Source organism: Deferribacter thermophilus, from assembly GCF_049472675.1.
In the GTDB taxonomy this organism is placed as follows: Bacteria; Chrysiogenota; Deferribacteres; order Deferribacterales; family Deferribacteraceae; genus Deferribacter; species Deferribacter thermophilus.
Map to the genome: position 1 here is coordinate 1 of NZ_JAPNXM010000001.1, position 12,922 is coordinate 12,922.

The 12,922-nt window shown below is 27.5% G+C and carries 10 protein-coding genes; 3 read left to right on the forward strand and 7 right to left on the reverse strand.

From position 1 onward, the window contains the following. From OWM07_RS00005 to OWM07_RS00020, 4 genes are all read right to left on the reverse strand, one after another. Window positions 1–449 (reverse strand): transposase (locus OWM07_RS00005; protein ID WP_423301602.1); only part of this gene is annotated, 449 nt, incomplete at its 3' end. Between the two features lie 109 nt (window positions 450–558). Next, complete coding sequence (locus OWM07_RS00010) at window positions 559–3,732, reverse strand: EAL domain-containing protein (protein ID WP_423301603.1); 3,174 nt, start codon at window positions 3,730–3,732, stop codon at window positions 559–561. A 9-nt stretch (window positions 3,733–3,741) separates the two neighbouring features. Beyond that, window positions 3,742–5,877, reverse strand: a complete 2,136-nt coding sequence (locus tag OWM07_RS00015; RefSeq protein WP_423301605.1) for a diguanylate cyclase — start codon at window positions 5,875–5,877, stop codon at window positions 3,742–3,744. 35 nt (window positions 5,878–5,912) lie between these two features. After that, a complete protein-coding gene (locus OWM07_RS00020) occupies window positions 5,913–7,712 on the reverse strand; it encodes a methyl-accepting chemotaxis protein (protein WP_423301607.1) in 1,800 nt (599 codons plus the stop codon). Window positions 7,713–8,174: 462 nt separating this feature from the next. Here OWM07_RS00020 and OWM07_RS00025 point away from each other — a divergent pair, with 462 nt between their 5' ends. Next, window positions 8,175–8,501, forward strand: coding sequence for a transposase (locus tag OWM07_RS00025; RefSeq protein ID WP_423301609.1), 327 nt, complete (start codon window positions 8,175–8,177; stop codon window positions 8,499–8,501). Here the strand turns inward: OWM07_RS00025 and OWM07_RS00030 are convergent. The 3 genes from OWM07_RS00030 to OWM07_RS00040 form a co-directional block, all read right to left on the reverse strand. Continuing rightward, a complete protein-coding gene (locus tag OWM07_RS00030; RefSeq protein WP_423301611.1) occupies window positions 8,442–8,792 on the reverse strand; it encodes a hypothetical protein in 351 nt (116 codons plus the stop codon). The two genes, OWM07_RS00025 and OWM07_RS00030, sit on opposite strands and share 60 nt — an antisense overlap. 115 nt (window positions 8,793–8,907) lie before the next feature. Then, on the reverse strand, window positions 8,908–9,852 hold the full coding sequence (locus OWM07_RS00035; protein ID WP_423301613.1) for a YbgA family protein: 945 nt from the start codon (window positions 9,850–9,852) through the stop codon (window positions 8,908–8,910). Continuing rightward, complete coding sequence (locus tag OWM07_RS00040; RefSeq protein WP_423301615.1) at window positions 9,852–10,766, reverse strand: DUF2860 family protein; 915 nt, start codon at window positions 10,764–10,766, stop codon at window positions 9,852–9,854. Before OWM07_RS00040 ends, OWM07_RS00035 begins: the two co-directional genes overlap by 1 nt. A 112-nt stretch (window positions 10,767–10,878) precedes the next feature. On the opposite strand from OWM07_RS00040, the gene OWM07_RS00045 reads away from it, so the two are divergent. Beyond that, window positions 10,879–11,517 (forward strand): GntR family transcriptional regulator, encoded by a 639-nt coding sequence (locus OWM07_RS00045; protein ID WP_423301617.1) that lies wholly within the window; start codon window positions 10,879–10,881, stop codon window positions 11,515–11,517. A gap of 13 nt (window positions 11,518–11,530) precedes the next feature. Then, entirely contained in the window at window positions 11,531–12,916 is a 1,386-nt protein-coding gene (locus tag OWM07_RS00050) for an ATP-grasp domain-containing protein (RefSeq protein ID WP_423301619.1), read from the forward strand. Window positions 12,917–12,922: the final 6 nt, after the last annotated feature.

Sequence of the window (12,922 nt, forward strand, 5' to 3'; positions counted from 1 at the left end):
GCTCTTGCAAGAACTTTATCTGTAATCCTACTGATTGCCTCAGCTGAAAACTCAAGACCGTATAAAGATTCCATGTGGGACTGAATATCTCTTGTTGTCATACCTTTGGCATACATCGAAATTATATGCTCTTCTATACCTGTAATATCTGTTTGGCGTTTTTTCACTATTTTTGGTTCATATTCTCCATTACGGTCTCTTGGAACCGATAATTCTATCTCTCCATAATTTGATTTTACCTTCTTATTGCTGTAACCGTTTCGTGAATTGTTTGTTTCTTTAGATGATTTGTCATAGCGGGAATAACCTAATAATTCTGTTAATTCCCCCTCATAAATTGTTTCTACTACATCCTTAATAATTGAAGATAATGTAGATTGCAAATCTTCTGGGGTATTAAGTTTGCCTTCTTTAAACAATCTTCTTATCTCATCTTTGTTGATAAACATATAAATCCTCCTGTTTGTTCTTTAGTTAACATATTTTCAGGAGGATTTACACAGTTTTAGTTACAGAGCCTATATACAACAGAATTAACTATCCTCTAATTTAAGTAATTTATAAATTACCTAATTTCTTTTTTAGAGTTATAGATAAATTTTGCCAGTCAGTCTCTAAAAATGTTTGTTCATCAACAGGTTTACTAAATAAATAACCCTGAACTATGTCGCAACCAATATTTTTTAAATAAAGATATTGTTGTATATTCTCGACACCCTCTGCTGTTATCACATAATTAAATCTTTTGCCTAAATCTATTATGGCATTTACTAAGGCAGTATCCTTATCAGAGGTAAACATCTCCCTAATAAAGCTTAAATCAATTTTTATAATATCACATGGCAAATGTTTTAATCTAACAAGGGTAGAAAAACCCGTTCCAAAATCATCCAATGCAAATTTAACTTTAGTTTTAGTTTTAAATTTATTAAAAATTTCTGAATAAAGATTAAAATTATAATTAACTTCTCTTTCTGTTATTTCAATAATCATTTTTTCCATAACATGTTGTTGGATATCTTTAAATATATTTTCTAAATAATTTTTAGAAAAATTCTTTGCTGAAATATTAAAAGAGATATTATAACCTGTTTTTATTATGATTTCAGATACTTTTTTTACTAACCATTTTTCAAAGTCACTAAGGTAAATTGATTCCTCAAGCTGATTAATAAAAGAACCCGGAAATATAAGACTTCCATCTTCATCTTTAAGTCTTATTAAAGCTTCAAATCCTGCAATAGAAAGATCACTGCTATAAAAATATGGTTGAAAGTGTAATTCATACAAATCTTCTTCTATTGCTTTAGAGAGTAAATGATCTATTTTCAAATAGTTATTTGCTTCTTTTTCAATTAACGGATTGTAGTAATGGATATTATCTTTACTTTTTTTCAATAACGACAAAGTCATAAAAGCCTTACTATATAGGTCTTTAATGTCTTTGGCATCATCAGGGTACAATACAGCGGACAGCTTTACTAATATATTAACTTCTTTATCATCAATAACAAATTTTCGATTTAAAATTGAAATTAACCTTTCAGTTATTTTAACAATATTCTCTTTTCTTTTAATATTTTTTAATAATATAGCAAAATCATCACCGCTAACCCTTGCAATTATATCCCTTTTCTTCATATTTTTTTCTAATAAATTAGCTATATTAATAAGTAATTTGTTACCAAATTCATGTCCATAAGTAGTATTTATAAAGCTCATATTATATACATCTAATAAAATTAAAGCTGATACAGATTCAACATTTTCTTTGAGGTATTCATTAGATTTAAGAAAAAAACCTGTTAAATTGTATAAACCTGTTAGAAAATCCTTATACTTAACTTGCTCAATTTCTGTTTTTAAAATTACTTCGTTTGTAATATTTTTACCAATGAAAATATAGCCTTTCTTTTTATTTTTTCTAATTATAGGTAATATCTTTGCATCTAAATAAAATAGACTGCCATCTTTAGTTTTATTTATAAAAACTCCTGAAAACTCTTCATTGTTTTCCAGCTTTTTGTTTAAAGCCTCATAAAAGTCATACCCTAATTTTCCTGATTTGAATAATGAAGGAGTGCTTCCTATTATCTCTTCAGGTTTATAACCAGTAATCTCACTAACTGTTTTGTTATGATATATGATTTTTAATTTATCATCTGTAATAAAACAAAAATCTTTAGAGGAATTTATTGCGCTATAAACAAACCTGGCAAAATTATTTTTTTCTATATCATTTAATTTAAACAATACAGTTTTTTGTAAATTTTTACAAAACCTTATTAACTCATCTAAATATAAGGAAAGAGAAGATATTTGTATCTCAATTATGGCTTTAGTATCATTAAAAGTATAAACTGGAATTAATATTATTAGAGCTCTTTCATGCTTATTAATATCAATATATTTATAATCTATCGTTGCTTTATCATGGTTAATAAAAATGGATTTTGAAAGAGGTTTACCAACAGAATACTCTTTAACCAAACTATTACCTCTATAAAGTGAAGTTTTGATATAATCAAAATGCATACCTTTGTGCAACTTTTCATTTAAACTGGTAAACACTTCTTCAATATCTTCAGCGGTAATTATTATATTAAGTAAATCTTTTAATGTATTATTCAGTTGTTCATTTACAAAAGCTTTCCTGTTATCAGTAAATATTAAAACATTTGTAGGCTTCCCTTTAAAAATAATAGTAGAAATAAAGGCTAAAACAGGAATTACTTCCCCAGTTTTTGATATCATTTGAATATTATTGTAAGGTTCATTCAAAAATTTATCAGTTAACTTTTTATCTAAAGTATTTTCAATTTCATTTATAAAGTTCTTTTTAAAAAGACTTTTAACCTCTATGCTTTCTAAACTTTTCTCATCTAACTTTAACAGCTGTTTAGCATAATTATTAGCATATTCAATGTATCGATCAAAAATTAATACACCAACATTATTAATATTGTCTATTACATTAAAAAAACTTTTATAATTTCTTAGATCATAAACTTTTTCCCCTAAAATACTAATTCTTTGGATAAACTCAAACTTATAATCAAGCTTCATTATTTTAGTTGTCTCAAGTTGTTTTAATATTAATTTGCCTTCATTATCATTATGCATTTCAAATAAAATATTTTGCACTTTTTGACCAAACTCGCTCTCTAGTTCCTTCTCTTTCATCATAAATACATGAAATATTCCGATTTCAAACTCTTTTAAACAAACTACTTTATTTTTAAAAACTTCATCTTTCTTATCGTAGGTATCTTTTCGTAATATACCGATATCAATTGTCCCATCTAATAAAGCTTTTTCTATAGCAACTAAATTATCAAAATATCTAAAAGATATTTTTGTCATATCAAAACCAAGCTCTTCTAGTTCAATTAATGTTGAATAAAGTATTTCTAATGGTACAATCCCTACTTTTAATAAATCCTTATTGGAATTAAAATCTTTTTTAGCGATGAAAGTTATCGTGTCCCACTGTTCTTTCAATCTTGCAAAAGGTTTATAACCTTTTTTTGCAAGAAGAAATGATATTTGAGGGTTTTGAAATACAAGATCAAACTCTTCCGTTCGAGCAATCTCCACTTCCTCTTTATAAGAATTAAGACAAACTAAATTTACTTTTTCGCCTGTTTTTTTACCGATATAATCTGCAAGTTGTTCCCAGCATTTTATATTATCCGCCGCATGGTGAAAGCATACAAAAAACTTTTTGTACATTTTATAGCCTCAAATTACTACTTTATTTTTTCCAGTGGATTTTGCTTTATACAAATTGTCATCAGCAATCTTAATTAGTTGGTTGACATCTATGTTTTCATAATTTGAAATGGTAACTCCACCAATACTACAAGTAACTTTAAAACCTAAAATTTTATATAAACTTTCCTCAATCAGTTTTCTATGTCTTTCAAGAATCTGTTTTAATTCTAAATTATCAGCTCCTGGCAAAATAATCATAAATTCTTCTCCGCCATATCTACCTAAGATATCATAGTCTCTTTTATTTTTTAATATTATTTCTGCAAAAGATTTTAATACTAAGTCACCTGTTGGATGGCCATAATTGTCATTTATTTTTTTAAAATTATCTAAATCATAAATGCCTATTGATAATGGTATTTTGTTTCTTTTGCACTTTGAAAATTCAGTTTCAAGAGCCTGTATCAAATACCTTCTGTTATAAGTTCCAGTCAGCTCATCCTTTATTGATAGTTCAGATACTTTTTTATGAATCAGACAGTTGTCTAAAACAATTGCGACCTGAACTAATAAATTATTGACCAAATCAAGTTCTTCTTTCTTATGCTTTATCATAGAACCAACAACCATAACACCAATCAATTCATCTTTCAAAGCAATAGGAAAAGCAGCTATTTCTTTAGGTTTCACATTGCCAATACCGGAATCCAAGATAAAGTTTTCCGGGGTTATATCTGTTATGCAAAAATAGGTTTTTGTTTTGGCTACTTCGCCTACCAACCCTTCTCCCATTTTTACATTTTGCAAAGAACTTAGACGCACATTTTTAGAATTATAAGGATAAAGTATATTTTTATATTTATCATACATATACACTACAGCCAATTGAGAAGAGGTGTATTCCATTATTTTTGACATTGTTATATTAAGTATTTCTTCAACTTCCAGTGTAGTTGTTATAACTTGATTTAAGTTGTTAAATCTATTTAGTATTGTTGTGTAATCTCTCAGACTTTGAACCATGTTATTAAAATATTTGGCAATATCCTCAAAATCATCATACGTTTTATAATCTAAATATACATCAAAATTATTATTTGCTACTACTTGCATTGCCTTTTTTAATCCCCAAATAGGCCTTTTGGTGTCATTGTATACTATACCTCCAATTATTATAATTAGAACAGAAAATAAAAAAGTAATTAATGTTGTTAAGCCAGTAAATTTATTTATTATCACTTTTAAAGGCACTAAGTTATTCGCAATGCTTAACCCACCTACTATATCTCCGCTAATGCTTTTCAGAGGTATTGTGGCTGCTACTATAGGTTCATTATCTATTGTATAAATTCCACTTATCAGCGATTTTTCTTTTAATTTGTCCAACATTTCATCAGGCAATGTTAAATTAATAAAGAAAATATTTTTAGGTGAAGAGTTTGTAGCAATTATTTTATCTTTATAGCTAAGAGCACTAAAAAGAGCTGTATTATATGTAAATACATTATACAACTTGTCCATCAACCATTTATTTTTGTTTAATACTGTAAAACTTCCTAAAATGTATTCGGTATTTTTATGTTTAAAAGGGATAGACATAAAATAAACCAAGAGCTCATCAAAACCTGAATTCTCAAGTAAATAAAGTTGTGACTCATCAAATATTGATTTGTCAAAATTAATTATTTCATAACTTTTAATAGTTGTTTTTTTATTAAGCAACTCTTTGTAAAGACTATTAAATAATTTATAAAAATCAAAATTTTTCCCATTTGAAGTAATTATATTATTTTCCGATATATTATAAACAAAGGTAATATTTACGCCATTAACACTTTTGCTTATGGTTGCTAGCTCGTTAGCTAATTTTTCTTTATCAGATTTGAGATAGCTTTTAAATACATCATTTTGTATTATAAAGTTAGCAATATTTAGTGGTTTGCTAACCTCGGTTTCAAAAATTTCATATACTGATTTAATCTGTTTGGCAGCTTGCTGAATATACTCTTTTGTAAAATGTTCTTTTAAAGTTTCAATTAGAGCCAGGTATAAGCCTGTAATAGGTATAATTAAAACTAAAAAGAAAGAGATGATGGTTTTAACACCTATTGGTATTTTAATACCTCGATACTTCCAGTGCAGTTTGTAATGAAATTTTTCCATAATAAAATCCCCCTCAATAATATAAGTTTATAGAGTTAGTTTTTACTTAAACAAAAAGCTACTATAGGATCAAATCCAACTCTGATAGCACCCCAATGCTTGCCATCTATAAAGATGGGCATTGATAAATCACAAATAATCTCTCCTGTATCTCTCATATATGTTTGAAGTAAAAATTTTTCCTGATTTCTTGCTGCTGCAATACCTGTGGGGTCATTAAAAATCCTTTTATCTCTACTGCTAACGAGGTCTTGTTCATAATTGCCTGTTGGTGGCTTTGAGTATTTAGAATTATGCGTTGGTGCATAACCGTTTTTATCTACACAAAGAGTAAAGATAGCACCAGGTATCTCATTTACTGCTTTATCATAGATTTTTTGTAATTCCCTTTCAAAATATTTATCATATACTGTAGAGTATTTTTGTGGGTTTGTATTTGGAATTGGTTTGTAATTTGTATCGAAAATATTTACACCGCTATTTTTAATTTCGTTAATCTTTTCTATACAAAGTTTTTTGTATTTTTCTGTTAACTCGGTAATTGTCTCAAATTTACATTCTCCAGCACCTGTTTTAAATTTTGAAACAAGTACCTGCATAAGTTGTGTCTCTTTATTTAGCTCTTCTGTTGCGCTGTTTGCTTCATCCATACTTATTAAAACCTCTTGACTAAGATTGTGAATTTCTTGGACTCGCTGATGTATTTCATTATTTGTGATTGATAATTCTTCAATTGCTGATGCAATTTTTAACAATTGTTCTCCATTTGTTTCGAAATCCTGTATCATTTGATGAAATTGATTTGCTGTTTGGCCAATAATTTCTGTTGTATCTTTAACATCATCAACAATCTGAGAACTCTCATCTTTTGTTGTTTTTACATTTGTGATCATATTTTTTATGTTTTCATTTATTTCATCTGTAGCTGATTTTACTTTTTCTGCCAGCTTCCTCACTTCATCCGCAACCACAGCAAAACCTCTACCATGCTCACCAGCTCTTGCTGCCTCTATTGCAGCGTTTAAAGCTAACAGATTTGTTTGATCAGCTATATCTTGAATTAAATTTAGTACCCCTTTTATCTGCTCAGAACTTTTGCTAAGTATTTCAACTACATTTAAAAACTGCATAAACTGGCTGTTTACTTTTTGTATTTTTTCTGCAACTTCATTCATTTTCTCTAAAGATGTTCTTGCTGTGTTGATATTATTTTGTGTGGATGAGGTTACATATTGAGTGTTTTCCGTAATTTCACTGATTGCAACATTTGCTTCATTGCTTGCATTAAAAACTTGATCTGCTAATTCACCCTGTTTTCTGGAATTGTGAGTTGCCCTGTTTATTTTTGCTTTTACTTTTGCTGAACTTATGGCTATTAGAATGCCATGAGATCTTACCGTATCAATAATTTCCCTTAGTTTTTTAATAAAGTTATTATAGCTGTCTGATAGAGTTCTAAATTCATCATAAGTTGTTACTGGCAAATTTTTAGAGAGATCAGCTTCACCTTTTCCAATTTCATTGAATATTTCAATTACTATTTTTAATGGTTTTAAAATTAACAGCCTTAAAAAATATAAAATAAAACACGAAGATATAAAAGAAATAAAAAGTATAGCAATATAGTAGGAGTTTGTATTCAATAAAATTTCATATATTTTATCAAAATTGTTATTTGAAACATATCCTAAAATCTTAGATTTTAAATTTAAAAAAACAATGTATATTAATACCTGAAACGAAAACAGGAAAAATATGTTACCTATGAATTTTTTTGTGATACTATTAAATATCTTTTTTTCTAAAAAAACATAGATATTTTTAACTAATCCCATTGTAACCTCTATCAATTTAACTTTATTAAGTATAGTTTAACAAACAAGTTTTTTTTTATCAATTATAATTTCGTAAAAATAATAAAATTTCTAATTTCTATTTAATTACTTACTTTTAGCAAAATAATTAATATAGCTTTCTAAATAACACATCCCTTACTATATTCTTAGAATAATTTCTTAATAGGAAAATTTGAACTCAAATAATAGGTAACAATTAGTGTCCCTGCTGGCACTCCATATATGAATATGAATGGATTAACAGGTATCGGTGAAAAAAGATAACCAAAAATAAAAATTAATTTTAATGACAACGCTAACCTCAGTATCCAGTGAAAACCAAGAGCGCTTGTTATTTCGGGATTGAAGTAAAAATTGTGTATAGAAGAAATTACTTGAGTTAACTAAAAAAAATAAATTAAATTTTTTTGAATGTTTGATACTAAGCGTAGGAGGTTACTTATGGCTAAGAAGAAAATAACAGATTTACCTGTTCAAGAATTTTTATCAAAGATCGATGAATACTTAGAAAAGGGAGAAAAACCAAATTTAAGTTATTTACTTGAAGAAATATTAAATTACATCATGCGTAAAGAAAGAGAAGAATATTTGAAGAAAAACAGTTTTGATTTTGCAAATGGGTTTTATAATCGCAAGTTAAACATAAAATTTGGGGAATTAGATATCAAAGTTCCTAGAGTTAGGATTGGCAAAACATTTCGCCCATCATTACTTCCAGCCAGATGGAAAAGGGTTGATAAAGATTATGATAAAAAGATATTCTTCTAAATCTTCCATTTTGGGTCTATGATGTACATTTAGGATATCTTCAATTATTAATGGGTGGATTTTAAATAAATTACAAATTTTTGTGATCATTTCTACATTATACAAGCCTGTTATATTTATCCATGTAACTTTATCAGTATTAATTTTGTTGGCTAACTCTTCTGGGGTGTGTATTTCTTCTTCTGAGAAAGAATTTTCACTGTACTTTATTACATTAATTTGAAAACTTGATGATTTATCCCCAGTATAAATTAAAGAACCAGGAGGTAGACCTATTTTATTTTTGTTCATTTTCAACTCCAGTATTCTTTGTAATTATTTATCTTAAAAAAATGAAAGTTTAAATAGAAAATAAGACTTTTAATTATTTATTGTTCTAATCGTAACTTGAATATTTGAGATATTCTTAATCCCGTTCTAACTCTACGGGGTAGGGGGATAAGTATTTTTGAGTGGCAAGATATGGATTTTCAAATCTGTAAACATAATTTCTTAAAAATTCCATAACAATTTTTAAATAACTTTTATCTTTAGATAGTTTTTTTAATAAATTTTGAAATTGTCTTTTTTCTGATGGTTTAAGTAAATCTGAAAAATATCCGTATATATGCTGGATGACATTTATATGTTTGTTAATATTTTGTTTTTTAGATAGTGCATTTCTAAAATATTTTTCATAATCAGAGATAGTTTTTTCCAAACCATGTTTATCCCAAAAAGCTATCGTCTGCCCCATTTTTTTAAGGTCAAAAGGGGAATACAACATTAATAAATATTTATAATTTTGGTGAAATTTTATTAGGTCATTAATTTTTGTAATATTCTTTTTTAAATTTCTAAACTCAGCCAGAGCAAATATTTTGGTTAAAAAGTTTTGTCTAATCCAGAAATCTTTGAGTCTTCCTTCATCTTCCACAGGAACAGTAGGAAATAATTCTTTCACTTGTTTGGCAAAGAGTCCATATGTTTTACCTAATAAGTGATTGGAGTTTTCTTTATAAAGTTTTGTGTCAGCTACACCACAGCTTGGTGATTTTGCTTTTAAAAGAAATCCATCGATGTCAGTTAGACTTTTTAGATAGTTATTAGTAAAGTTTAACATTTTTTCTGAGTAATCTTTATGAGTTTCTAATTCTATCATTTTAATTTTATCTTTTGATTTTACTAATATTAAAGGCTTTCTTGGAACAGATAAACCAATTTCGACTTCTGGACAAACTGTGATAAAATTTACAAAGTCTTCAAGCTTTTTAGTAAATTCATCAGTGATAACAGCACCATTATATCTTACGGGCTCATGATTTATACATTTGCTTAATATTATATTTGGCTTGAAAAACTGATTTTTCATCAGAACTTATAACCTACAATAAGGCCTGTAACTAGTTTTGATTCTTTATAAAAATTTATATTTGTATTTTTTATCATGTATCCAGCTGTTATTGTAAAATAAGTATTTTTGATTTTTATTGGTTCATTAAAAGTAAAAACTGCAAAAAGTGAGAATAAGTCCTCTTTTCTTGTTTTATTAAAAACTGGATCTGTTTTTTGAAAAAATCTTTGGTTAAAATTGGTTTTTATAATGAATTTATTGTATCTTGTAAATAAAAGTGCAGAAAAACCTAATCCATAGCCATAGTAGGAGTTACTTTCACCTTTAGCTTTTGAGGTATTAAAAGCAACTTCGGGGATTAAAATCAAGCCTCTAATAGGTGTTTTGAAACTATAACCTAAAATAAAATCTTTGAAAATAGTATCCCTTTTTAAATCGCTATATTCAATACCATCTTTTCTTACATCTTTGTACCTGAGTTTATATTTAAAAAGAAAATTTGTGTTTTTTATATCTTTTAATTCAAGATTTAAAGAATAATTATAAACATCTGTTTTTTCTCTGTTATCATTTAACAAATATGGATTTTTCCATTCTTTGCTAAAAGGATCAAAAGCTATTTGAACCTTAAATTTACCCAAATTTGAAAAACTATTTTGATAATTTAAAAAAAGCCCTTTTGCCCCTTCAGAATAACCTAAACCACTACTTATATGTGCACCATTATATTTTGATGTAAATGTAAGCTCGCCGATAGGAATAATATCCGTCTTAGTTTTGTCAGGTTTATCATAATCTTTTATTTTAGAATAATTTGTTTCAAGATTGCTTTTAGATGATATATAAATCGTACCTATACCAACTTTAGTTAGTCCAAAAACTGTTTTTGCAAAAAATAAAATTAAAAAAATAGATATAAATTTGCTGCGCATATTTAATAATAATTCAATCTAAATAAATTATCAATAAAATTAAAAAATTGTTGACATATAATTAAAAGGATATTATAGATTGTCGACAATCGATTGTCGGCGAGAGGTATTTATGTTTGACAGGGAAACATACAAAGATAAAGTAAAAAAATTTATTTTTGATATGATATTAAAAAGAGAGTTCAACCCTGGTGATCAGATAAGAGAAAGTTCTATTGCTGCTTTATTAAATATCAGTAGAGCTCCAGTAAGAGAAGCTTTTAGAGAGCTTATAGCAGAAAGGATTTTGGAGTATAAGCCTCATAAAGGGACATTTCTTAGAAAACTTACCCCAAAAGAGATAATAAATATTTACACAACAAGAGGGATTTTAGAAGGTTATGCTGTTGCTGATGGTATGTTTAAAATAAGTGATGAAGATTTGGATATTTTAGATGATTATGTAAGGCAAATGTATCAGGCAGCTAAAGCTGATGACAACTCTGTATTGATTGATATAGGCGATAAATTTCATGAGCTTCTTTTTACAAAATGCGATAATGAATTACTTGTACATGAAACAAAGAGATTAAGCTTTAGATCACATATCTTGTTTTCACAAAATTGGGGGAAGATATACACCCCAAATGAAATTAAAAAAAGGCATATAAAAATTATAACTTCAATCAAAAGTGATAATAAAAAATTAGTAGAAGAGGTTATCAGAGAACACTATCTAGAAACAGGCCAAAAGATAGCTTTTAAAATTTAATATAGAGGGTGTTATGGAACATATTCTTTATACTAATTTTGATTATAATCCAAAAAAATATTATTTTGTTTACATTGGTGAGCTTAAATCTTACGGGATTTCAGTTTTTTTTGCAGAAGCTTTGTCAAAACTATATCCAGATAAAGATATAGAATTTTTTGCCATTGTTCCTGATGTTTTTGAACAGTATGATTATGAAAATATAATTGTTATAAATCCTGTTGTTGAGGCGTATCTTAAAAAATCAACTAATAAAAGAAAAATAAGTTCGAGAATTACTGCAAGAGAGTTTTATACAGCTGTGTCTCACAATGATTATGTCCATAGCTTAATTCATAAGATATTAGAAAATCAAGATGAGCTTTATGTTTATATGTTTGAAAGTTCACCATATTTAACTTTAATAGAGCATGAAAAAGTAAAACTGATAGGCCCAGATCCTTTTTTAGTGGAAAAATTTAATAATAAAATTTTTCAATATACACTTTTAAAAGATGAAATTCCTGTTGTCGAGCATAAAATCTGTAATAGTTTTACTCAATTAATTGATGAAACAGAAAGTTTAAGGAATGATTGGATAGATGGAATTTTTGTTACATTAGAGTATAGTGCAGGTGGTGCAAATAGTATAATTTCTTATACGAAAAAAGAGCTATATGAAAAATATAAGGGGTTCGATACTAATTACCTTATTTCAAGATATATTCCACATAAATATGATCCCACTGTTTTAGGTGTCGTTGGGAATGAAAATGATATTTATATTGCAGGTGTTGCAGATCAGCGAATAGTGAATGGGACAAAGTTTACAGGATCTACTTATCCATCTGTGTTGCCAGAAAAAGTAAAAGAAGAACTTTATGATTATACAAGAAAGATTGGAAAAATTTTAGGAAAATATGGTTACAGAGGTATTTTTGGTTGTGATTACATTGTAGATGATGATGAAAATGTATTTTTTGTGGAAATAAATGCAAGAAAACAGGGAACAACATTAGAATTTTGTTGTACACTTGAAAACTGTTTGCCTGAAGGTAGCCCAAATTTGCCCGAATTGGAGTTATATTCAGTCCTTTATAATAAATTTCCTGAAAATGTGATTGAAAAATATGATTGCGATGAAATCCACTGGGGGACTTATAATTTTAAAGTTCCCACAAATACTATTACAGATGGTTATATTCCACAATTTAAAGATGAGAGAGAAGTTTTTAGAAAGGTAGCAAAAGGTAAATTAAAAAAAGACTATGTAGTGATGGAGCATATTGGTAACGATTTTATTATTACTACGGGTACTTTTTTGGCCAGAATTGTATCTGTTGCATCTTCAAGGGAGGAGATGCTTGAAGGTATAGAGTTTGGTAAGAAATTAGTAGAAAATACAATTTTTATACTTTAGGAGGTA

Coding starts and splice junctions, on each gene's coding strand:
- OWM07_RS00010 (WP_423301603.1), bottom strand. CDS start 3,732: ATGTACAAAAAGTTTTTTGTATGCTTTCACCATGCGGCGGATAATATA.
- OWM07_RS00015 (WP_423301605.1), bottom strand. CDS start 5,877: ATGGAAAAATTTCATTACAAACTGCACTGGAAGTATCGAGGTATTAAA.
- OWM07_RS00020 (WP_423301607.1), bottom strand. CDS start 7,712: ATGGGATTAGTTAAAAATATCTATGTTTTTTTAGAAAAAAAGATATTT.
- OWM07_RS00025 (WP_423301609.1), top strand. CDS start 8,175: ATGGCTAAGAAGAAAATAACAGATTTACCTGTTCAAGAATTTTTATCA.
- OWM07_RS00030 (WP_423301611.1), bottom strand. CDS start 8,792: ATGAACAAAAATAAAATAGGTCTACCTCCTGGTTCTTTAATTTATACT.
- OWM07_RS00035 (WP_423301613.1), bottom strand. CDS start 9,852: ATGAAAAATCAGTTTTTCAAGCCAAATATAATATTAAGCAAATGTATA.
- OWM07_RS00040 (WP_423301615.1), bottom strand. CDS start 10,766: ATGCGCAGCAAATTTATATCTATTTTTTTAATTTTATTTTTTGCAAAA.
- OWM07_RS00045 (WP_423301617.1), top strand. CDS start 10,879: ATGTTTGACAGGGAAACATACAAAGATAAAGTAAAAAAATTTATTTTT.
- OWM07_RS00050 (WP_423301619.1), top strand. CDS start 11,531: ATGGAACATATTCTTTATACTAATTTTGATTATAATCCAAAAAAATAT.